Annotated in this window: 22 protein-coding genes; 1 reads left to right on the forward strand and 21 read right to left on the reverse strand. The window is 34.8% G+C overall.

Going from position 1 to position 21790, the window contains the following annotated elements; translation table 11 throughout:
- Positions 1-6 precede the first annotated feature (6 nt).
- The 18 genes from LpgJCM5343_RS05775 to rpsO all read right to left on the reverse strand — a co-directional run bounded on the left by LpgJCM5343_RS05775 (position 7) and on the right by rpsO (position 17336).
- On the reverse strand, positions 7-777 hold the full coding sequence (locus LpgJCM5343_RS05775) for a tyrosine-protein phosphatase (protein WP_113532437.1): 771 nt from the start codon (positions 775-777) through the stop codon (positions 7-9).
- A gap of 5 nt (positions 778-782) precedes the next feature.
- On the reverse strand, positions 783-1550 hold the full coding sequence (locus LpgJCM5343_RS05780; RefSeq protein WP_100733175.1) for a CpsD/CapB family tyrosine-protein kinase: 768 nt from the start codon (positions 1548-1550) through the stop codon (positions 783-785).
- A gap of 11 nt (positions 1551-1561) precedes the next feature.
- Positions 1562-2422 (reverse strand): YveK family protein, encoded by an 861-nt coding sequence (locus LpgJCM5343_RS05785; protein WP_113532438.1) that lies wholly within the window; start codon positions 2420-2422, stop codon positions 1562-1564.
- Positions 2423-2428: 6 nt separating this feature from the next.
- The gene (locus tag LpgJCM5343_RS05790; protein ID WP_113532439.1) at positions 2429-3433 is read right to left on the reverse strand and encodes an LCP family glycopolymer transferase; all 1005 of its coding nucleotides are present in this window, start codon (positions 3431-3433) and stop codon (positions 2429-2431) included.
- Positions 3434-3680: 247 nt separating this feature from the next.
- Complete coding sequence (locus LpgJCM5343_RS05795; protein ID WP_113532440.1) at positions 3681-4157, reverse strand: sigma-70 family RNA polymerase sigma factor; 477 nt, start codon at positions 4155-4157, stop codon at positions 3681-3683.
- 205 nt (positions 4158-4362) lie between these two features.
- The gene (locus LpgJCM5343_RS05800; RefSeq protein ID WP_113532441.1) at positions 4363-5217 is read right to left on the reverse strand and encodes a hypothetical protein; all 855 of its coding nucleotides are present in this window, start codon (positions 5215-5217) and stop codon (positions 4363-4365) included.
- Positions 5218-5334: 117 nt separating this feature from the next.
- Complete coding sequence (locus LpgJCM5343_RS05805; RefSeq protein ID WP_113532442.1) at positions 5335-6000, reverse strand: DsbA family oxidoreductase; 666 nt, start codon at positions 5998-6000, stop codon at positions 5335-5337.
- Positions 6001-6067: 67 nt separating this feature from the next.
- On the reverse strand, positions 6068-7336 hold the full coding sequence (locus LpgJCM5343_RS05810; protein WP_113532443.1) for a hypothetical protein: 1269 nt from the start codon (positions 7334-7336) through the stop codon (positions 6068-6070).
- Between the two features lie 97 nt (positions 7337-7433).
- On the reverse strand, positions 7434-7964 hold the full coding sequence (locus tag LpgJCM5343_RS05815) for a DUF4767 domain-containing protein (protein ID WP_113532444.1): 531 nt from the start codon (positions 7962-7964) through the stop codon (positions 7434-7436).
- Positions 7965-8199: 235 nt separating this feature from the next.
- Positions 8200-8715 (reverse strand): SA1002 family membrane protein, encoded by a 516-nt coding sequence (locus tag LpgJCM5343_RS05820; RefSeq protein WP_039156283.1) that lies wholly within the window; start codon positions 8713-8715, stop codon positions 8200-8202.
- On the reverse strand, positions 8715-9191 hold the full coding sequence (locus LpgJCM5343_RS05825; RefSeq protein WP_003648640.1) for a low molecular weight protein-tyrosine-phosphatase: 477 nt from the start codon (positions 9189-9191) through the stop codon (positions 8715-8717). Before LpgJCM5343_RS05825 ends, LpgJCM5343_RS05820 begins: the two co-directional genes overlap by 1 nt.
- Positions 9192-9404: 213 nt before the next feature.
- Positions 9405-9989 (reverse strand): ribosome biogenesis GTP-binding protein YihA/YsxC, encoded by a 585-nt coding sequence (yihA, locus tag LpgJCM5343_RS05830; protein WP_003648639.1) that lies wholly within the window; start codon positions 9987-9989, stop codon positions 9405-9407.
- Positions 9989-11254 (reverse strand): ATP-dependent Clp protease ATP-binding subunit ClpX, encoded by a 1266-nt coding sequence (gene clpX / locus LpgJCM5343_RS05835; RefSeq protein WP_101890792.1) that lies wholly within the window; start codon positions 11252-11254, stop codon positions 9989-9991. Before clpX ends, yihA begins: the two co-directional genes overlap by 1 nt.
- Before the next feature lie 143 nt (positions 11255-11397).
- The gene (gene tig, locus LpgJCM5343_RS05840; protein ID WP_101890793.1) at positions 11398-12747 is read right to left on the reverse strand and encodes a trigger factor; all 1350 of its coding nucleotides are present in this window, start codon (positions 12745-12747) and stop codon (positions 11398-11400) included.
- A 158-nt stretch (positions 12748-12905) separates the two neighbouring features.
- Positions 12906-14096 (reverse strand): elongation factor Tu, encoded by a 1191-nt coding sequence (gene tuf / locus LpgJCM5343_RS05845; RefSeq protein ID WP_113576145.1) that lies wholly within the window; start codon positions 14094-14096, stop codon positions 12906-12908.
- Positions 14097-14273: 177 nt separating this feature from the next.
- Complete coding sequence (locus tag LpgJCM5343_RS05850; protein WP_003648635.1) at positions 14274-15131, reverse strand: hypothetical protein; 858 nt, start codon at positions 15129-15131, stop codon at positions 14274-14276.
- The gene (locus LpgJCM5343_RS05855; protein WP_077958801.1) at positions 15131-16906 is read right to left on the reverse strand and encodes a ribonuclease J; all 1776 of its coding nucleotides are present in this window, start codon (positions 16904-16906) and stop codon (positions 15131-15133) included. Before LpgJCM5343_RS05855 ends, LpgJCM5343_RS05850 begins: the two co-directional genes overlap by 1 nt.
- Positions 16907-17066: 160 nt before the next feature.
- On the reverse strand, positions 17067-17336 hold the full coding sequence (gene rpsO / locus LpgJCM5343_RS05860) for a 30S ribosomal protein S15 (protein WP_003648633.1): 270 nt from the start codon (positions 17334-17336) through the stop codon (positions 17067-17069).
- A gap of 193 nt (positions 17337-17529) precedes the next feature.
- Here rpsO and rpsT point away from each other — a divergent pair, with 193 nt between their 5' ends.
- Positions 17530-17787: a 30S ribosomal protein S20 gene (gene rpsT / locus LpgJCM5343_RS05865; protein WP_003647133.1), complete on the forward strand. Its 258-nt coding sequence runs from the start codon at positions 17530-17532 to the stop codon at positions 17785-17787.
- Positions 17788-17856: 69 nt separating this feature from the next.
- Here rpsT and holA read toward each other — a convergent pair whose 3' ends face one another.
- Genes holA through LpgJCM5343_RS05880 form a run of 3 tightly spaced genes read right to left on the reverse strand, consistent with a single transcriptional unit; the run spans position 17857 to position 21768 of the window.
- Positions 17857-18846 carry a DNA polymerase III subunit delta gene (holA, locus tag LpgJCM5343_RS05870; protein ID WP_003648632.1) on the reverse strand — a complete coding sequence of 330 codons (990 nt, stop codon included), beginning with the start codon at positions 18844-18846 and terminating at the stop codon, positions 17857-17859.
- On the reverse strand, positions 18843-21128 hold the full coding sequence (locus tag LpgJCM5343_RS05875; RefSeq protein WP_101890794.1) for a DNA internalization-related competence protein ComEC/Rec2: 2286 nt from the start codon (positions 21126-21128) through the stop codon (positions 18843-18845). The genes holA and LpgJCM5343_RS05875 overlap by 4 nt, the downstream gene beginning before the upstream one ends.
- Entirely contained in the window at positions 21082-21768 is a 687-nt protein-coding gene (locus tag LpgJCM5343_RS05880) for a helix-hairpin-helix domain-containing protein (RefSeq protein WP_039156264.1), read from the reverse strand. The genes LpgJCM5343_RS05875 and LpgJCM5343_RS05880 overlap by 47 nt, the downstream gene beginning before the upstream one ends.
- Positions 21769-21790: the final 22 nt, after the last annotated feature.

Raw genomic sequence — 21790 nt, forward strand, 5'->3', positions numbered from 1 at the left:
ATAAATTTAAAATAACCAAAATCTTTTCTTTTTCTTTAATGGTCTCCAATTTAAGTTAACATTATCAGAGTTAATAATGTTTCGCGCATTTTGCTTAAAGCTATTAGCAACATCCAATCCTTGCGTCTTTTCTAACTTCTCATAAGCGTCACGCATTCGACTTTCACGTTTTGGCAATGTATGTGCATCGGAAGCAAAAGTTGCTACTTGTCCTGCTTCTACAAATCTATCAGCTAATTTTTCAATTTCTTTACCGAATACTCCCACATACGAGCTAGCTGTAATTTGCGTTAAACACCCTTGTTCGATAAATTCTTGTAATTTTTCAGGATGGGCTAAGATCCCAGAATTTCTTTCAGGATGAACAATGATTGGCGTAATACCACGACCGAGCAACTTAAAAGTTATATCTTTGGCATAAGTTGGTACATCTTCACTTGGAAATTCCAATAACATATATCTGCCATCTTCATCACAAAAAAGAATATCATCATCGTCCAAGGCTTGAGGTAAATTACCATTTAAACGAACTTCTTGACTGGGAAATACCGTTAAAGGAATGTTATTTTCTTCTAACGCTTTCTGAAAATCAGCAGTTTCTTTGATGATATCTTTTTTATGATTTAGGTATTTTCCATTTAAAGTATGAGGTGTCATTAATGCATGAGTAATTCCATCCGCTACCGCAGCCTCAGCTAACCCTAGTGATGAATCCAAATCCGGTGATCCATCATCAATACCTGGCAATATATGTGAGTGAATATCAACTAATACCATTTTCCTTACTTCGATTCTCCATCTTTTTGTTGACTATAACCGTAGCCATACCCGTAACCGTAGCCATAGCCATAACCATCTGGGCCAGTTCTTACATCATTCATTACATACCCTAAAACATGTGTTTTAGTTAACTTAAGCATTTCTAAGGCACGTTCAATACCCGCCTTTTGGGTAACACCTTGGCGAACAACAAGCACTACCCCATCCATTTCACCAGCTAGGATTTGAGTATCAGAAACTTCAAGAACAGGAGCAAGGTCTAAAACAACTAAATCATAATGTTCTTTGACCATGTTTAAAAATGCTCTCATTCTGTTAGAACCCAATAATTGTGCTGGATTAGGCGGAATTGGACCAGATGGCATAACTGAAAGATTAGGGATAATATCCTCTTTTACAATATCAGCCATATCAACTTCATTAGAATGTGAAGTCAAAATTGTTGTTAACCCTACTCGGTTAGGAATATCAAAAGTTTGATGCAGTGTAGGTCTATGAAGATCGGCATCAATTAGTAATACCTTCTTACCTGCTTGAGCCATAGTTACGGCTGTATTAACTGTAACAGTTGATTTACCTTCACTAATATTAGCAGAAGTAAAGGCCAAGGCCTTAATTTGATGATCGACACTTGTAAAGTCAATATTTGTTTTTACAGTTCTAAACTGTTCACTAACTGGGTTTTGCGGTTTTGCTACAGTGATTAACTTAGCACCATACTGCATAGTTTCATCAGTACCACGTTTTTTACGTCTATTAAATAATCCCATTTATTACGCTCCTATACTCGTTTCTTCTTACCAGAATTATTATCATTGTTAATACTAAACTTATTAGATAAGTGGAAGTGAGACACATGACCCAAATTAGTTAAGCCCAATTCCTTAGTCAAGTAATCATCATCTCTTACTGTAGTATTAAATGAATCACGTAAAATGATCAAAGCAATACTGATAACTAATCCAAGTACAATTCCTGCTAAAGTAAATAAACTAGTTTTAGGGAATGTTTTTGCACCAATTGCAGCGGGGGAAACAATAGTAACATTGTTAACGTTCATGATTGTTTTAATCTTACCTTTAAAAGTTTGAGCCACAGCATTAGCAATAGCTTGAGCTTTTTCAGGATCGTTACTTTTGGCACTAATAGTGAATACTTGTGAATTTTGTTGCGTAGAAACAGAAACAGCTTTTTGCATTTCATTTGCACTGACATTATATCCACGTCCAGCTCGTCTTATTACTGCTGGTTCTGCTGGACTAACTAACTTCTTAGTACCATCAGCTAATGTACGATATTTAGCTTTTTTAGCAGGCTTTACTACTTCAGTAGGATTCTTGATCCATTTAGAAGCATCTTTCAAAATAACAGGACTAGTAACAATATCTTTATAAGTATTAATTACTTGTACATCAGCCTGTTGCGCAGTCAATGCTTGACCAGCATCAACTGGATTACGTTTCTGATTAACTAAGATTTGAGTAGTTGAAGTATATTTGGGTTCAATCACAAAAGCAGCTAAAATAAACCCTACTGCTCCTAAACCAATTGCCCATAAAATAATTGACCAAATATGTGCTCGAAGGAGCATCCATAATCTACGTAAATCGATTGTATTTTCAGTATTTGTACTGTTTTCCACTTTTTCCTATTCTCCTGTCTTCAAGGTTTCCGGCTTAAGCCTTAAGGCAGCACGTAACTTATTACTAATTCTTTGACACTCTGAATGACTGACTGATTCATAGGCAACGCCATTCTCCCAGTCGCCTTGTCCATGAGCATAATCAGTAGTTACATTATCAGTTGCATGACGATAATTCTGAGCTAAAGCAACCATATTGTCAAAAGTTAAATTCGTCATGGTTTGCTTAGAGATTGAGTTCAAGAAAGGTTGGTTTACGACTGTCTTGTAAGAAATGGAACTCTTTAATAATGCCATAATTACGAGTCTTTGTCTCTCTTGACGCCCATAATCTCCTCGAGGATCATCATAACGCATTCTACTAAATGCCAAAGCTTTCTTCCCATTCATGTGATAAGTTGCGCCCTTAGTAAAATGATAGCCTTCATAATCAAATGTTAATGGCGACTTAACTGTCACTCCTCCAACTTGATCAATGGCCTTCTCTAATCCGCCCATGTTTACCATTACGTAAGCATCAGTTGGAATATTAAAGTACTTCTTGATCGTCTTAGCAGTCTCATCTACACCACCATAAGTATAAGCTGAATTAATCTTGGCTGGTGAATAGTCTGGATAATCCGGTAAGTTAACCTTCATGTCTCGAGGTAAGCTAACAACTGTAGTCTTATTAGTCTTAGGGTTAATAACCATCATCATAATGGTATCAGTTCTACCCTTGTAAGAACGACCAAATTCACCTGTATCTGTTCCCAACAAAAGCAAGCTCATTGGCTTTTTGTCCTTAAGAGTGTCGCTAACCTTCCGATCACTAATCTCGTTACTCATCGGATTATACATATTGTTAGTGGCAACATGGATATTGTGCCAAGCGATAATAACCGCAATGATATCTACCACAAGGAAGACACCTAATACAATCCAAAAGATACGCCAAAACTTTTTACGTCGATGATGACGGTGATGATGTGAGCGATGCTTTATTTGATTATCACTATTATTATGATCCATTTTATTCCTCTTTTATTTTTTGCTTTTTTAGTAATACTAAAAATCATTATACAAAAAATATTTGAAAATTCATAGAAAATTCACAATTAGCATAAAAAAACACTTTTATTAAATCAAAAGTATGCTCCAAATAGCTATCTAACCATCTTCACGCCTATAAGTATACTTGCACCCCCCCCATAAAATCAATATGAATTCGTTTAAAAACTCATTATGTTATTTATTAAAGAGAGGATCTTACTTATTTTTACAGTGATTTTCGTAATTTTAAAAGCAGATCTTTTTTCACTCTCTGCAAGGTTCTTCTGGAGCATCCCGCCCGCTCAACCAATCCAGAAATCTCTCTTTGCGCCAGCAAATGTTCAAAGAACAAAAGTCGCTCAATCTTGTTTAACTTCTTAACTTCATCCTTCAAAACAACTAAGCTATCCCAGTCAACTTCAAGCCTTGAAAAATCTTTTGCGTTATCTATTTCTTGATTTTTCTCTTCTCGGCGCTGAATCTTTCTTAATTCATCTAGCGTATGCCAAAGAATCTTTTTAAAAGCCAGCTTATCAATATTTTGACCTGGACTTTCTTCAATCATCCCTGCATAAATCAAAACACCATCTTGAAACAAATCAGCATAGTCTTGATAATCTCGCCTTACGCCGGCTGCCTTAATTGCTCCACCAACTAAACGACGATTTTCCCATGCTTTAATAAAACTTTCTTCTCTAATCATGTGACCATTCCTTTAAGTAATGTCACAAGCGCTTGTGCATTGAGCATCATATCAAGAACAAAGTCGTATCAAAATCCAAGAGCTAATAAGTGCAAAGCCTAGCCATCTCTAACTTTCTATCTTTTCTTCACTAACTCCTTTCCCTCAAATTCGCTCTTTATCCTGTCAATCTTTGGTAAAGAAAAAACACGCTCAAAAAAGCGTGTTACAAAATTGATTTAATTCTTCTAGACAATCGGTAAATCAGATTATGGTCCTGCACTTGCCAATCCTTGATATCAAAAAAGTCAGCACAATGGCGACCATAATTTTTGTGAAATTCTTCAATTGTTTCTTCAGCAAGCTCAGTTAAGTTCATGGCATTCTGAATTTTAGTTAAGTAAAAGTATTCTTGATTAGCAACCAAGTTATTCTTTCTACACTTGCAGAGATTCAAATGAAAGCCATGCGAATTAGCATATTTTACTAGCATCTGTCCTAAAACATGATTATGAGTAATCCCCTCAGCTAACCGCTTGTATAAGTGCGGCGCACAATCTTCAAATTCAAAGTTATAACTATGGCCATTCTCTTGATAAGAAAAAGTTACTTTTCCATCTTCTTGTTGTACTGTCTGCATATGATGCAAACCAATCCAGGAAGTATGCTTTTCAGAATGAGCTCTCATTGAAAAATAAGCGATCTCTCCTAAAGAAATTGTATGTCGATAGTAAAAGCCAAGTTCTTTTTGCAGCTTCTTTTGTAAAACCGCTCCTAAAATCATTTGGTCTTTTAACAAATGATTAATCAACTGGCGACTGTTTTTCTGGCATAAAATAATACCATCTTTTTTATCAAAAATTACTGTCTGATATTTTCCTCTAATTGGCCTTTGATGGAAATCATATAGAGCTACCATATTCTCATTTAATTCATAATTTGAATTTTCAGATACAAATGGTATAAGGTACGACGTTATTGCCGTGGTTTCTAATCTCTGCCTAATTAGATCTTTGGACCAGTTATTTAAGTCTTCATTACTTGGTAGTCCAACGCTAAAAAGATTTAGTTTGTTTTTCATTTTCATCTCCTTTTCAAAATTATATAACAGATATTATTCAGAACTATAATAATACCAGAAAATCACCATATAAAAAAGATCCTACGCCTATAAAAACGTAGGATCTTAAAATAACTTCTAAAAGTTCAAAAACTCTGCTGGCTTCATCCCTAAAGCTGCTCCAATTGCTGTCTTAAAGGTTGAAACATCTTGAACACCATCAAATTGTTGACCAGCAATTATAAAGTAAGGAACTGACCGAATACCGCGGCTTTGCATGTCAGCCTCTTCTTGCATGACTACATCTTGGTAATCATTTGATTCTAATAACTTCTTTACTTCATTTATATCTAAATTGTTCTTTTTTGCAATTTCAAGCAGCACTTTATGATCGGCTAATTCCTTATTTTCAGTAAAGTATGCATAGAACAAATCATCAGCTAAATTTGCAGTTAATTTAGAATCATGGTAAGTGTCCTTAGCCCATTGAACCATTCGGTGAGCATCCATCGTGTTAGTGTTATAAGCAGTTGCTTCATTAATTGTTAGACCTGCTGCTTTGCCTAATGTTTTAACGTGATCATAAGCTGCGTTTGCTTTACTTAACGGCATTGCCTTTTCATAGGCTAAAAGAGCAGCATTCGTATTCTTAGTTGATTTTGGTGCATCTAAGTCGATCTGGAAAGCATTAAGGTCATACTCAATCTTGTCTTCAACACCTAATTCCTTAATTGCTCTTTGTAAGTAAGTTTCACCAATGTAGCAGTATGGACATGCGTAATCGCCCCAAATGGAAATTCTCATTTTCAACTCTTCTTTCTCTTAATTACACTCTCACTTCTACAATAGAAACTTTGAGCAAAGAAAGCAACTATTTCCGCTTGCGTTTTAATTCTTCTTTAGTCGCAACCAAGTCAATAATCTTCTTTGATGCTAGATTTGGGTACATATGAGTCAAATATGCTAATAATTCAACGAAGTTCAATAAGTAACTAGTTAAATTGTTCTCTTTCATCATCCCGCCAGTGAAATTATTTTCTTTAACATTTGCAAATAAATAAAAATCATGGACAGTGCCTAGCTTTTGATAAGTCAACAAATCACTAAAAACATCATTAATTTGCTTACGAATTTCTTGACCATCATTTATTTCACGTTTTACCGGCAAATCAATGGCATATGCGACATCCCCGCCGTGGACTAAGCCTAAGTAGGACTTCTCTTCAAGCATCATGTCGCTGATCTCTTTAAATTTTTCATCAGTAAAATCCATGTTAACTTCTAGCGTAGTCAAATATCCTGCTAAAGCCTCTACCAAGTCATCCTCAGTCTTAAAAGCCGGCGTGACTAGATAAACATAGCGGTCAGTTCTAACAAATAAGAGGAAATAAGTTAAATCTAAACGCTGCAAATTCTTACTATACTTAATTAACTCTTTTTCAAAGCGCAGACCTTCTGGAATTTCTAAGTCAAACTGACCGCCCTGATAAGGAACACGGTAAATTTGCCAAAAATCTTCTATCTTAAAGCCATTAATTTCTCGATCTTCAAAAGCAGACTTATTAAGTAATTTAGCTGGAGCTGGGCGCTTTTTCTCTAAGTCTTTTATGACCGCAACTGGATTAAGAAGCTGGCGGTTGGCATATTCCATTAACATGACTTGAATATCATGATAAGTCGACATATTTTGATCGCTAGTATCATGGAAAAAAACATCCCCCAGCTGGTCAGTATAGTTAACTACTAATACGTAATCGCCAATTGCTCCTTCACTGACTAATTCTTCTGCAAAATCAACTACATCTTCAACGCGCTTTTCTGCTTTCTTAAATTTATCCTCAGAAAGCTTCTGACTAGGACGTTTTAACTTTCTCATAGCGTCTACGTTAAAGAGGTCATCTTCTAAGTCGCCCTTTAAGACATCAATAAATTCATGATAATCTAAGTCAAGTTTTTGGACAAAAGTGCCAATCAACCTAAAAATTAACCCTTCAGCTCTTGCTGGTTGATAAGAACGCCTCAAATTATCGCTAATGAAGGTTTCTTCAAAATTTGGCGTCTGTACAACTATTGCTAGATCAATTGTATTCGGTGTTTCATACACCATATCAAGCAATTCTTTCATTCTCTTACTTAACATTTTTATTCCCTACCTATTCCAATCATCTCACTTGTCATCTATTATACGGATATTTATTTTTAGAAACAAAAAGGTCTGCCAGACGCAGACTTTTCAACTAAATGTTTTCACCAATCATAATATTTGAAAAACTACCATTTAATGACTTATCTTGGCTGACATGTAAGTTAACAACATTGCCTTTACTTGATTCATCTACCAGGACAATCGGCTTTTGCTTGTGCCAGCAGAAAAGAAAAGTCCTATGTTGACCATCTTTAGTTAAGTCATGATTATAAATAGCCATTACATCATAATCATAATGATGCTCGCCTTGAGGACTCCAGCCAATACTAATCTTTTTACCGTTTAGCTTAAAAGTATCTTTTCTAAAAGCATCTGGATAGATACGGCTTGCAGTAGTCAGCTTATTCTTACCATCATATTTAGTGTAAGTTTGCTTCTTGTTCTTACCATATTTATCCATTTCTTTAGCAAGTTTTTGATCCTTCTTTTTGTCCCAGTGCTTCTTTTGGACAGTTTTTGAACTCTTTGTGCTACTATTACTAGTCGAATTTGAATTATTTGAACAAGCACTAGCCCCGATTAAACTGAGGGCTACTGCACTCATTAGTAATATTTTTTTCATAGGCGTTTCTCCTTTTCTTTCATTATTATCCTACCATTTAATTTTGATCTTTGGAGCTTTTTAAGCTTATAGAAAAAGTGTAATTTCACTTTTAAGAAATTACACTTTAAATAGAAGAAACTTAATAATCAGAGACTAGTTAGTCTTCTGATACTGTTAATTGCTGCAATTAAATTTTCTTTTGCAGGCACACCTTTCATGATAACAGTTAAATTTTCATCTATAAGACTATCTTTTACAAATCATGTTGATATTTTTTCAAAAGCACAACCGAAATCCAAATTGAAATAAATGATGGTAAAACAATCACTACTAAAAGATCTGGATTTAAAATACGGACAGTTTTAATCATCTTGGTAATGGTATGAATTTTAGCAATATTATTGAAAATTGATTGATACACCGTAACATAAATCAGCGACCACTGAATGCAATATTCAATTAACGTTAATGTGATCTCTGAAATCTGATGAAACTTATTGAATTTTTTCAATCCTTCATAGAGAAAAAGACCTGAAAGAATGACCAGGGCTCCCAAAAGCAGGAACAGGTTTCCCAGCTTCATATCGTGGATTCGATTAATAAATAAAGCTGCAATACCGAAAAAGATTAAAAAGTTAATGGTACTAAAAATTAGTAACACCAAAAATAAAATAATTGCCTTCAAGAAGTAAAAGCGATTTTTAGAAGTAAAAATATACCCCATAATTACTACCGCTAAAATAATTAAAAAAATTGGTAAAACTTGCATTATTTGCCTGACTTTTCGATCTTATTAATCAAAGCTTCACAGCCGCGATAAATATCTTGATATGCAGCCTCAAAATCACCCGTATACCATGGATCATCTACGTCCATCATTGAACCAGTAAAAGATAAGAGTTTATATTCTTTTCTTTCTGGATCTCCTGCCGAAATGTGATTCATATCAAAAAAGTTTTCTTCATCCATACCAACAATATAATCATACTTAGCGTAGTCGCTTTTAACCATTTTTCTAGCTTGACGATGATTAAAAGGAATACCATGTTCATTCATCACTCTTTGTGAACGTACATCAATATCGTGTCCAACGCCGCCAATAATTGCATCTTCAGTTGTAGCAGCAGATGCAATTTCATATTCATCTTCCTTACCCAGATCCTTGACAATTTTCTTAGTAATAAATTCAGCCATTGGTGAACGGCAAATATTACCATGACAAACAAACAAGATTTTCTTAGTCATTTTTCTCCCTTATTTCTTTAAAGTATATATTTCAATTCTAAAGCTAATTCATTTATTTAAGCAAGAAAAAATACCGATTAGAGTCTATCAGCTCCAACCGGTATTTTTCTTTTTTCAAAGGTTGTTGAAATATTATTAGTTCAATATTTTCAACGTCTTTTATTATAACAAAGTTAGACGGATTTAATCATTAAATTATGCAATTTTTTAAAATTACATTTTATCCTCGATCCAGTCCCAGAATTTATCCACGTTTAGTTTAGAAACACTAGAAAATGGTAAAAAAGATACATTCTCTTGTTTTAAATCTAGGCTCTTACCAATCTTCTGCTTAATTTGGCTTGCTTCCATCTTCTTAAGTTTATCCATCTTAGTTGCTACAACCAAAATTGGAATATCTAGATAGAGTGCATAATTAAACATATTAATATCATCAGCAGTTGGATCGTGACGCGCATCAACTAAAAGGACAAGCCCTTTCAAGTCAGCGCGAGTTTCAAGATAATCCTGAATCATTTCACCAAAAGCAGCTCTTTGCTTTTTGGAAACTTTTGCATAGCCATAACCTGGTACGTCAACCAAATATAGCTCATTATTTACTTTATAAAAATTAAGCGTTTGAGTTTTACCTGGTTGTTGAGAAGTACGAGCTAATTTACGACGATTAACAATAGTATTGATTAAGCTCGATTTACCAACATTTGAACGCCCAGCTAAAGCAAACTCTGGCAGATCATCCTTAGGATATTGCTTTTCGGAAACGGCACTAATTACAAATTCTGTATCTACGACTTTCATTATTTAGCCGCCTTACTTGTTTCTTGAGACTCATTCTCTTTATAAGTAATCTTAGGCTGCGCATGCTTAGTAATAACATCCTTGGTAACTTCTACCTTCTCAATATTATCTTCGCTTGGCGTGCGATACATTACGTCCATCAATGAATTTTCAACGATTGAACGCAATCCACGTGCACCCATATGACGACTAATTGCCATATCAGCGATCGCCTTAAGAGCACCATCAGTAAATTCAAGATCAACATTGTCAAGAGACAGCAATTTCTTATATTGCTTTACTAAAGCATTCTTTGGCTCAGTCAAAATTCTAATTAAGTCTTCAGTACTCAATTTATCAAGTGTAGTGATAATCGGAATACGACCAATAAATTCAGGAATCAAGCCAAATTTAACTAAGTCCCCAGTTGTAAGATTCTTTTGCCAGTCGTCTGTATCTACTTGATTAAGACCATTTTCAGCACCAAAACCGATCGTCTTCTTGCCAAGACGATTCTTAACGATATTTTCAATGCCATCAAATGCACCACCAACAATGAATAAGATATTAGTAGTATCAATCTTAATCATCTGTTGTTGTGGATGCTTACGTCCACCTTGTGGTGGAACAGAGGCAATAGTTCCTTCTAAGATCTTAAGAAGAGATTGCTGTACACCTTCACCAGAAACATCACGCGTAATTGAAACATTCTCTGCTTTTTTAGAAATCTTATCAATTTCATCGATGTAAATAATTCCGCGCTGTGCACGTTCTAGATCATAGTCAGCATTTTGCAATAATTTAAGTAAGATGTTTTCTACATCTTCACCAACATAACCAGCTTCAGTTAAAGTTGTTGCATCTGCAATAGCAAATGGGACATTCAAGATTTTAGCCAAAGTTTGAGCTAGATAGGTCTTACCGGAACCAGTTGGCCCAATCAAAGCAATATTTGACTTTTGCAATTCAGTTCCAGAACTATCAATATCCATTTGACTAATACGTTTATAGTGATTATAAACAGCAACTGAAAGGACCTTCTTGGCACGATCTTGGCCAATTACGTATTCATCTAGTTGCTTTTTTATTTCCATTGGCTTAGGCAGATCTTTGGTTTCTTTGATAGAATCTGCTTTTAATTCATCATCAATAATTTTTTTGGAAAGATCAATACATTCGTTACAAATGTAGACTCCATTTCCAGCCACAATTTTTTTAACTTGTGACTGTGGTTTACCGCAAAAAGAACATTTTACTTCTTCTTGTTCAGTAATTTCGTTAGCCATGAGCCTTCCTCCTTTTCACTTACTTTATGTCAAAATAAGCTTAGCAGTTCACTTTGGCAGAGTAAAGAAAATTGTCTTATTAATTGATAGTAAAGAAAAAAGCGACTGTCATAGCCGCCTTTTCTTTAACTAGTTATCAACTATTACTTATCAGCCTTTTTTTCGTCTTCTTTGGTTGACTTCTTAGCAGTTGATTTCTTAGTAGCTTTCTTAGCAACTTGCTTTGCCTTGTCAGCAACTAAATCAATTGCTTTTCTAATAGCAATATCATGCTTAAGCATGTCATCACTCAAGCTACGACGAACAACTTTTTCATCCATGTTGTAGTCGTGTGCTAAGTCTTTAATTTCTTGCTTAATTTCATCAGCACTTGCATCAAGTTTTTCTTTAGCAACAATTGCTTCTAAAACAAGGTTAGTCTTAACACGTTCTGCAGCACCCTTAGCTAATTGTTCACGTAATTGAGCTTCAGTAGTACCAGTCAACTTGAAGTAAGTTTTTGGATCAATACCCTGACGTTGCATGTTGCCCAAGTATTGGTTCAATTGGTTTTGAACGTCTTCATCAATCATTGCTTGAGGAACTTCATCAATGGTTGCATTTTCTACTGCACCCTTGATTGCAGCATCTTGGATAGCGTCTTTTGCGTCTTCTTCCTTGTGCTTCTTCAAGTCCTTCTTGATCTTATCTTTTAATTCATCAAGTGATTCTACTGAATCATCAACGTCTTTAGCAAACTCGTCATCTAACTTAGGTAATTCCTTAGATTTCACTTCATGAATCTTAGTAGCAAAGTGTGCTTCTTTACCAGCTAAGTCTTTTGCACCGTAATCTTCTGGGAAGGTTACAACAACGTCTACATCATCGCCAGCCTTGTGACCAATAAGTTGATCTTCAAAGCCAGGAATGAAAGTACCTGAACCTAATTCTAATGAGTAGTTTTGAGCACTACCGCCATCAAATGGCTTACCATCAATAGTACCAGTGTAGTCGATAGTAACAGTATCACCTTTAGCAGCTTTACCGTCCTTCAATACTAATTCAGCATTTTGTTCACGACGCTTGTTTAATTCTGCATCTACGTCTTTAACTAAAACGCGAGTACTTTGCTTAGGAACTTCGATACCCTTGTAGTCACCTAATTTAACTTCTGGCTTAACAGAAACAGTAGCCTTCATTTCCCAAGGCTTGTTCTTATCAATTGAAACAGGAGTAATTTGTGGTTGACCAACTGGATCAATACCAGCTTCTTTAACTGCAGCAGCATAAGCCTCTGGTAAAACAATGTTTAAAGCATCTTCGTAAAGAGCTTCTTCACCATAAAATTGATCAAAAACAACACGAGAAACGTGTCCCTTACGGAAACCAGGTACACGTAAGTTCTTCTTAACACGTTTGAAAGCTTGATCTAAGCCTTTTTTTACTTCTTCTTGTGAGATTTCAAAAGTTAATTCACCGGATGTTTTACCGGTCTTTTCCCATTTTACAGACATTAATTAAATACCTCCGATGTCAAATTTGGGTTTGCTATTGCACACTTAACTATATTACCCTAAACGCTGCTAAAACACAAATCCAGAGAGAGATTTATTAAATTTTTGAATAAAAAAAAGATGTATCCTAAGATACATCTTTTTTAAGAAGTCTGGAATTAGTCAAGAATTTCAGTAACTTGACCAGCACCAACAGTCTTACCACCTTCACGGATAGTAAACTTAGTACCTTTTTCAATGGCAACTGGCTTGATCAATTCAACAGTGAATTCAACGTTATCACCAGGCATAACCATTTCAGTACCTTCTGGCAATTCAATCTTACCAGTTACATCAGTAGTGTGGAAGTAGAATTGTGGACGGTAATCTGAGAAGAATGGAGTGTGACGACCACCTTCATCTTTGTTCAAGATATAAACTTGACTCTTGAAGTTCTTGTGGGTTTGGATTGAACCAGGTGCAGCTAAAACTTGACCACGTTCAACTTGGTCACGGTCAATACCACGAAGCAATACACCAACGTTATCGCCGGCTTCACCAAGATCAAGAGTCTTGTGGAACATTTCCAAACCAGTAACAGTTGATTTTTCAACCTTGTCAGTTAAACCAACGATTTCAACTTCGTCACCAACTTTAACAGTACCACGGTCGATACGACCAGAAGCAACAGTACCACGACCAGTGATAGTAAATACGTCTTCAACTGGCATTAAGAATGGCTTGTCAGTATCACGTTCTGGAGTTGGAATGTATTCGTCAACAGTTTCCATTAATTTTCTGATAACGTCTTGTTGTTCTGGGTCACCTTGAAGTGCCTTCAAAGCTGAACCACGGATAACAGGAACATCGTCACCAGGGTAATCGTATTCAGTTAACAAGTCACGTACTTCCATTTCAACCAAGTCGATCAATTCTGGATCGTCAACTAAGTCAACCTTGTTTAAGAATACAACGATGTACTTAACACCAACTTGACGAGCAAGTAAGATGTGTTCACGAGTTTGTGGCATAGGACCATCAGTTGCAGCAACAACTAAGATAGCACCATCCATTTGTGCAGCACCAGTAATCATGTTCTTGATGTAGTCAGCGTGGCCTGGAGCATCCATGTGAGCGTAGTGACGATTCTTAGTTTCGTATTCTACGTGAGCGGTATTAATAGTAATACCACGTTCCTTTTCTTCTGGAGCAGCATCGATTTGTGAGTAATCTTCAGCTTGTGCCAAACCGTCTTCTGCCAAAACAGTAGTAATAGCTGCAGTTAAAGTGGTCTTACCATGGTCAACGTGGCCGATAGTACCAATGTTAACGTGCGGCTTAGTTCTTTCGTAATGTTCTTTTTCTGCCATTAATATGACCCTCCTGTAAATTTGCAAGAAGTCCGTTGAGTAAGTAACGGATAATTCTCTGTTGATTATTATACTACTTTCAAAGGTAAAAGCCTAGCTCGTACCCCTTTGAAAATATCCTTTATTGATTATACTAGATCCAGAGAAAATGTAAACCTTTTTTGCTCAATATCGGGACTAAAAATCAGAATTTGTTGCTTTTTCATATGCCAAATATTCATATATTTTATTTAGAAGTTTCTGATTTGCTCCGCCTTCTTTTTTCTCAAGATATTTTCTGAAATCATGAGCAAATTGGTCCGGATCTTTAATATAATCTCTTAAGCGTGGATAAAGCATCCCTAAACAAACATTCATTTCGCCAATCATTAAAGGTAATTTGCTTGGATCCTGTCTAAAATAATCAGCTAAACTTACGCAAACTTCTCGATAAATTGGACTTTTCTCAAGTAAGTCTGTTTCCTTAGGAATAAACTCTTTTGCTTCTCCTAAAATATAAACTTGAATTTTTTCGTTATCTCCAAGTTTCACCAAGTCTTCGCATAATGAAAGCCGTAATGCAAAATTAGGAGATGGATCTATCAAAATACTCTTTGCTAGATTAGTAAAATTTTCTACGCTTAAACAGTATAAGAGTAAATAATCTCTTTCCTGAATATACTTAAGCTTTTTAAAATTTTTCATTATTTCTAGCTGCTTAATTTGGCTAACTGGTTCAATCTTGAGCGGTAACTTTTTATCAAGTAAGTACTCTAATTGCTTAGCTTCAATTGCATAATGCTGAAACTTCAAAATCTTAAGATAAGTGTCGTAAACCTTCTTATTAGAAAAAAGGTCAGGCTCCTCTTTAATTAAAGAATATGCCTGATCTCCCTTCTCTTGGCTTAAGTATATTTCACATAACTCACAAACAATATCTGAATCATGGCCTAATCGTAAAGCTTCAAGCAAATATTGTTTAGCTTGCGGCAAGTCATTATGTTCTTTAGCTTCCTTAGCTAAAAGCAAAAAATTGTCTTTGCTTGCATGTGTCATTATGCTTTTGCCTTCTTTTGTTCTGAATCTTTTTTATGATAACTTCTTCTATTTTGACGCTTTTCTGAATTATTTTCTTGATTGTTTCGTCTAGCCATTGCACGATGTCTATTTTGGTTAACTTCCATCACAACTGGCAAAACAACCGGACGACGACCTGTTTGCTTGTAAAGATACTTTTCAACATCATTACGGACATCTTGCTTTAATTCAGTCCAGTCAAATTTCTTATGTTCAAAGTTATTGTTAACTGCTTCTTTGATTACATCAGAAGCACCATTCATCAAAGCATGGTTAGCCTTAATGTAAACAAAACCTCTAGTTGAAACACGTGGTTCTGAAATGATTTTCTTTTTCTTTCTATCGATAGTAACAGCAGCGATAAAGACACCATCATCAGATAAAACTTCACGGTCTCTTAAAACAATGTTACCAACGTCCCCAACACCAGAACCATCAATCATGATATCTTCCCCAGGAACAGCATCGGTACGATAGAAGCGACCTTTTTCTAAAGCGTAAGCATCCCCATTATGTGGTAAGAAAATATCTTTCTTATTCATTCCAGCTTCAATTGCTAAATCTTTATGAATTTCAAGTAAACGGTATTCCCCAATAACTGGAATTAGGAACTTAGGCTTCAATGTATCAATTAGCAATTGCAAATCACGACCGGTTGCGTGTCCACTAGTATGCTTATCTCTACCAAGTTCTTTAACCGTACCACCCGCACGGTAAATCATGTCACTTGTCTGAGCAACCATTGTTTCAACTGAATGAGAAGGAGTAGTAGCGATAAATACCAAGTCACCCTTCTTGATTTTGATCATGCGGTGGCGGTTAGTTGCCATTTTTTGAAGTGACTTAAGTGGCTCACCCATGCGACCGGTTTCTAAGATCACTAATTCTTTATCAGGAATCTTCTTTAAATCTTTACTATGAACTAACAAGCCTTTAGGGACATTTAAGTAGCCTAATTTCATGGCAGTGTAGACAATTTTACCTGCATCTCTACCAGTTAAGAAAACGTGTCTTCCAGTTGCTGCTGCTGCTTGAAAAATCTCTTGGACACGGACAATATTCGATGCTTTAGCTGCCGCAATGATGCGGCCGTTATAGTTTTCAAATATATTAAAAATATACTTTTCAATGCTAGTCTGACGATCATTTGGGAAGTTAGCTTCAGCATTAGTTGAATCACTAAGTAATGCTAAAACGCCTTTTTGTGCAATTTCAGACAAGCGTACAAAATCAGTCCGGAAACCGTCTTTTGCTGATGGATCAAACTTAAAGTCCCCAGTATAAACAATTTCTCCTTCTTTAGTAGAAATATCAATACCTAAAGAATCTGGAATTGAGTGCGTAGTCTTAAAGAAAGATACATTTGCATTCTTAAATTCAATTTCTGTATCTGCATCAATAACATGGAATAAGTCATTTTTACGACGTCTATTTTCACGTTGGACAGCAATCTTAGCTAATTCAATCGTTAATTTTGAACCAAAGACTGGAATATCATAATCTCTTAAGATATATGGCAAAGCACCAATTGAATCAGCATGACCGTGTGTTAAGAAAATACCGGCAATCTTATCACCATAATCACGGAAGAAATCTAAGTCAGGGATTACGACATCAATTCCAAGTAACGATGAATCAGGATATTTTAAACCTGCATCCATAATAAAAATTTCGTCTTCTACTTGAACAGCGTACATATTTTTACCATTTTCACGTGCGCCGCCCAAGATCATTATCTTAATCTTTTGTGACATTTTCTTGCTTCTTTCTATATTTACTTAAATTATTTATGGATCTTAATGATCAAAACGAAGTTAATCTAATTAATTTTACCATATACTTATATGAATTTGAAAGAAACAAAAAAGCTACTCTTTATGACAAAGAGTAGCTGAGGCTTATGAATTATTAAGATTAACGACGTAAACCTAACTTGTTAATTAATTCACGGTAACGTTGAATATCCTTGTTCTTCAAGTAACGAAGTAAGTTACGACGGTGACCAATCTTCTTAAGCAAACCAACGTATGAGTGGTGGTCTTGCTTGTTAGCCTTTAAGTGAGCGTTCAAGTTGTTGATATCACTAGTTAAAAGTGCAATTTGAACTTCTGGAGAACCAGTATCGCCATCGTGACGTGCGTATTCTTTAATTAATTCATCTTTCTTTTCTTTTGAAATAGCCATTAGAAAATACCTCTCTTTTAAATAATTGCCATTAACAACGTTAACCGTCGGCGGCGGGAAAACAGCGTTAATGGTTCCAACAAATAATAATATTACATTGAAGTTTTTAAAAAAGCAAGCCCAAATTACCTTGCACCAAAAGCTTCTATTAAGTATAATTAACGAGTAAATCTATTTTATCGAGGTGATTTTGATGCCACAAATTAAATCAGCAATTAAACGTGTTAAGACTACTGCTACTGCTAACAAGCGCAATGCTGCTGAATTAAGTAAATTGAGAACTGCTGTAAGAAAATTCAACGAAGCTGTTGAAAATGACGCAAAAGATGTCCTCGATTTAGAAGTTAAAGCTGCACGTGCTTTAGATAAGGCTGCTTCTAAAGGTCTTATTTCTAAGAACAAGGCTAACCGTGATAAGTCACGCTTATCTAAGAAGGCTGCTAACAAGTAATCACTTGCTTGACACTTTATATTAGACAAAATAAAAGCTCGGAGATAATTCTCCGGGCTTTTTTGTCGTCTAAATTTTTAGTAAGAAAAGTTTTAAAAACTCATCCCCGCGATATGTTCCATTTTTATATCCAAAATCAAGTTCAATTGCCTGCTTTAATAGGCTCGCTAACTTGTTCAAAGAAACTTTATTCTCCATAGCTAACTTTACCCGATATGGATTTACCTTTAACTCTTTAGTAATTTGATCTTTACTCCAACGCCGATTTTGAAGAACTTTAACGCAAGTCAAAAATTCAATTTGCGACTCAAAAATAGCTAATAATTGAATCGCACTTGCTCCTTCTCTTAGATGATCATCTAAACGCTGAGTAGCTTCTTGATAATTTTTATTAAAAGCGGCTGTTAATATTTCAAAAATATTTTCCGAAAGAGAGCGATCAATATTTTCATTAATTAGGGTCTCTGTAATTCTTTTATCTTCCCCAACAATATTTTTTAATTTCAAGTAATTACTTAACGCTGCATCTAAAACTTGATCACTTCTTTGGATTAAAATTTGCAGCGCCATGTTTGTAATTTGGTAGCCTTCTTCCTTGCTAATTGCTTTAATTACCCCACTCACTTCATAGGGCTTAAGCGCTGTTTCAACAACATTAACATGCTCCAGCAAAAATTTACTGATCTTTTTTCGGCGATCGATTTTTTCATAATTAGCTACAAAAGCCACTATATCTTCTAAGTCATCTAAATGTTCAATAATTTTAGTTAATTTTTCAATTTGCTTTTTATACTTTTGCGGGACCTTAGCCATTAAAAAGAAAGGATTCTTAACAACGACAATTTTCTTAGAACTAAACAAAGAAGACTCTGTTAAAGTAGCCATTAGTTCATCCAACCCATCTTCAAGGCAATCCACAATTACTTGATCAAGGTCTGTAAATTTCTTTTGATTAAGATAATTACGCACTAAATAATCATTAAAAAAAGAATCTGGTCCCTGGATCAAAAGATTAGCATTCTTAGGATTAGTCTGTTTAAAAAGAGAGATTAATGTCATTTTGTATTTCCTTTATAAAAAGTCGTAATTGTCTCACTGTTAAATGGTGAGTAATTCCAAGTAATTGTACCACTATCTTGCGTATTTAAGTATGGAATGCTCAGGTCTTTCAATGTTTTTAAAGTTTCCTGATGGGGATGACCAAAGCGATTATCTCGTCCTGATGAAATAAAAACAAGTTGCGGATTTAACTGTTTTAAAAAGTCTGGATCACTAGAAGTCTTACTACCATGATGCCCCAGCTTGAAATAATCTACTTGTAAATTATAGTGATTTAAAATTTCTTTCTCTCCTTCTCTACCTAAGTCTCCGGTAAAAAGCCAACGTTTATTTGCTAACTTAAAAGTTAAAGACAGAGAATCTTCATTTTTACCCAAACCAGGTTTAAAAGGATAAACTACATCAAAATTTAAATCTTTAGTTTTAACTTTATCTCCTGCAAGTAAGGGAACTAATTGGACATCTTTTAAATGTCCATTTATTTTCCTTCTAAAAGATTGGTTATCTGTTAATCCTTTAGCAAAATATAACTTCTTTACTGGAATTTGATCAAGGAGTGCTTTTAAATCACCAATATGATCTGCATCCTGATGACTTAAAAAAACGCCATCCAAATGATCAATTCCTTGAGCATATAAAAATGGAATCGTAATTCGGTTTAATTGCGGCTCGCTTTTCCTTTTACCAAAATTCAATTTTCCACCGGTATCTATTAAATAAGTCTTTCTGTTCAAAGGCGTAGTAATCAAAATGCTATCGCCTTGGCCAACATCAATAAAAGAAATTTGTCCTTTTAAAGGAAAATGAATCAAGCAAAAAATACTAACATATGCTCCAACTATCATCGATCTTAACTTTAACTTTTGAATCATATGTTTAGGTAAAATAATTAAAAACACTGTCACAACTAATAAAAATATTGTTTGCAGCCAATTGATTTGACCAAAAGTTACTAAGCCCAATTGCTTATCAGCAATAAAATTAGTTAAATCTGCAAGTCCTTTAAAAATTGGTTCACTTAACTTTACAGTTGCTGGCAAACACCAAAACAAAAAAATTACAATAAAGGTCAGTGGTAAGAGAATAAAATTAAAAATTGGAACAATTAAAAAGTTATAAATGACAGTTAAAAAATTAATCCGATAAAAATTATGCAATAAAATCGGTGTGATTAACAAATTAAGAGCAAAATTCTGTCTAATTTTCTTAAAGTCTTTACTTATTTCTAAACCCAAAACTAGTAAATAGCTCAAAATAGCTCCACTGCTTAAAAATAATAAAGGATTAAAAAGTAAATGCGTTAAAACCACTATCCCTAACTTGTCGCCGCTACTAACCATAATTTCCTTTCTTTTAAAGAAAACACTCCAAAAGTAACTTAAACTTGCACGAACAAACCCAGCCTGAAAATTAGACAATAAGATTTCGATTACTAAAAAAGTAACGCAAAGTATTGTAACCTCTTCTTCTGTTCTCTTCATCACTGTCCCTAACCATGTAATACCTAAGATATATAAACTCACATGTAAACCGGAGATACTCAGAAGATGAATAATGCCTAAGTCTCGATAACTATTCAGTAAAACCTTATTATCTGTACTCGGGTTTTGTGCTAACACCATTTCACTAGCAAAAAATCTAGTATATTGGGGCATTTTTTCAAAATAATTCATCAAAAATTTACGGAGCATATGAACCCAATCAAAAACAACAATATGCTTAGGATAAATTTGATAACTCTCAAGCTTAACTCTTTCCCTGATCTTTTTACTGCGATAATATTTTTGATAATCAAATTCACCAGGATTCGTTGCAGGCATAATTGTTTCTACTTTTGCCTTGTAGTTTACCAAATAAACGACATGATATTTGTTTAATTCCTTTTCAAAAGACTTATTTGCACTTCCATTGACTAAAACTTTATTCTTCCCTATTTTTCCTTCTCCATAGAAGAAATTATCACTCACCTTCACTTGATCACTATATATTAGAATCGGCTCTCCAATTTCTAATTCACTTGTTCTTTGATTAATAAAGCATAAAGTTGTAATTACTCCTAAAAATATTGCAACTAAATGCCAATATTGCGGAAATTTATAAATTAGCAACAAACAAAAAATAATTAAAAACAATGTAGCAACAATACCTTGGATAAGGTTACTGGTCTGCAAGATAAGAAAAGTTGCTGAAATACAAACTAAGCCAAGCAATAAATAAAATCCAGTGGCATAGAAACTAGAGTGCCAACTGATCTTTGAGCTTTTCAAAAGTTTTTTCACCAATTCCTGTTACCTTGGTCAAATCTTCAATTTGCTTAAAGCCACCATTTTGATCACGATATGCAATGATTTGTTCTGCCTTCTTTTGACCAACGCCGTTTAACTTTTGTAAGTCCTGCACCGTTGCTGAATTTAAATGAACTTGCTCTGAACTTGAACTAGAAGTATCGGAAGCGGCAGGATTTTGACTATTTGAAGCTCCATTTCCAGGAAGATTTTCTACTTTTTCACCAATATGCGGGACATAAATTTGATCTTGATCTTTTAATAAGGCTGCTCGATTAATTGCCCGCGTCTCTGCTTTATCAGTTAAGCCGCCACAAATTCTCAACAAATCGTTTAGTCTAGCCCCATTTTTCAATGTATAGACACCACTATGTCTAACAGCTCCAGCAATGTCTACAGTTACTGTGTTTTGCTTTGATGAGCTATTTAAGTTTGATGTAGATTGGGTAGTTTTGTTCTCACTTTTAGAAAATTCCGTTGACTGGGTCTTATTATTTTCGCTCAAGACCTGGGTGTTATTGACTGCTGGCTGGTTATTTTTCTGAATAAAATATCCTCCACCTAGGATCAAAACAATAATTCCAATCACCCAAATTTTCTTTTCTATTATGAATTCTTTGATTTTTTCTAAATCCATTTTTATCACCTCATTATTTATT

It is taken from the genome of Lactobacillus paragasseri, assembly GCF_003584685.1.
In the GTDB taxonomy this organism is placed as follows: domain Bacteria; phylum Bacillota; class Bacilli; order Lactobacillales; family Lactobacillaceae; genus Lactobacillus; species Lactobacillus paragasseri.

Excerpts from the sequence above, each read along its gene's own strand:
- yihA (WP_003648639.1), bottom strand. The coding sequence starts at position 9,989 with ATGAAAGTCGTAGATACAGAATTTGTAATTAGTGCCGTTTCCGAAAAG.
- LpgJCM5343_RS05880 (WP_039156264.1), bottom strand. The coding sequence starts at position 21,768 with ATGGATTTAGAAAAAATCAAAGAATTCATAATAGAAAAGAAAATTTGG.
- LpgJCM5343_RS05810 (WP_113532443.1), bottom strand. The coding sequence starts at position 7,336 with ATGTTAAGTAAGAGAATGAAAGAATTGCTTGATATGGTGTATGAAACA.
- tig (WP_101890793.1), bottom strand. The coding sequence starts at position 12,747 with ATGTCTGTAAAATGGGAAAAGACCGGTAAAACATCCGGTGAATTAACT.
- LpgJCM5343_RS05795 (WP_113532440.1), bottom strand. The coding sequence starts at position 4,157 with ATGATTAGAGAAGAAAGTTTTATTAAAGCATGGGAAAATCGTCGTTTA.
- LpgJCM5343_RS05825 (WP_003648640.1), bottom strand. The coding sequence starts at position 9,191 with ATGACTAAGAAAATCTTGTTTGTTTGTCATGGTAATATTTGCCGTTCA.
- clpX (WP_101890792.1), bottom strand. The coding sequence starts at position 11,254 with ATGGCTAACGAAATTACTGAACAAGAAGAAGTAAAATGTTCTTTTTGC.
- LpgJCM5343_RS05850 (WP_003648635.1), bottom strand. The coding sequence starts at position 15,131 with ATGACACATGCAAGCAAAGACAATTTTTTGCTTTTAGCTAAGGAAGCT.
- LpgJCM5343_RS05805 (WP_113532442.1), bottom strand. The coding sequence starts at position 6,000 with ATGAGAATTTCCATTTGGGGCGATTACGCATGTCCATACTGCTACATT.
- holA (WP_003648632.1), bottom strand. The coding sequence starts at position 18,846 with ATGACATTAATCTCTCTTTTTAAACAGACTAATCCTAAGAATGCTAAT.
- LpgJCM5343_RS05820 (WP_039156283.1), bottom strand. The coding sequence starts at position 8,715 with ATGCAAGTTTTACCAATTTTTTTAATTATTTTAGCGGTAGTAATTATG.
- rpsO (WP_003648633.1), bottom strand. The coding sequence starts at position 17,336 with ATGGCTATTTCAAAAGAAAAGAAAGATGAATTAATTAAAGAATACGCA.
- LpgJCM5343_RS05815 (WP_113532444.1), bottom strand. The coding sequence starts at position 7,964 with ATGAAAAAAATATTACTAATGAGTGCAGTAGCCCTCAGTTTAATCGGG.
- tuf (WP_113576145.1), bottom strand. The coding sequence starts at position 14,096 with ATGGCAGAAAAAGAACATTACGAAAGAACTAAGCCGCACGTTAACATT.
- LpgJCM5343_RS05780 (WP_100733175.1), bottom strand. The coding sequence starts at position 1,550 with ATGGGATTATTTAATAGACGTAAAAAACGTGGTACTGATGAAACTATG.
- LpgJCM5343_RS05855 (WP_077958801.1), bottom strand. The coding sequence starts at position 16,906 with ATGTCACAAAAGATTAAGATAATGATCTTGGGCGGCGCACGTGAAAAT.
- LpgJCM5343_RS05800 (WP_113532441.1), bottom strand. The coding sequence starts at position 5,217 with ATGAAAAACAAACTAAATCTTTTTAGCGTTGGACTACCAAGTAATGAA.
- LpgJCM5343_RS05775 (WP_113532437.1), bottom strand. The coding sequence starts at position 777 with ATGGTATTAGTTGATATTCACTCACATATATTGCCAGGTATTGATGAT.
- rpsT (WP_003647133.1), top strand. The coding sequence starts at position 17,530 with ATGCCACAAATTAAATCAGCAATTAAACGTGTTAAGACTACTGCTACT.
- LpgJCM5343_RS05790 (WP_113532439.1), bottom strand. The coding sequence starts at position 3,433 with ATGGATCATAATAATAGTGATAATCAAATAAAGCATCGCTCACATCAT.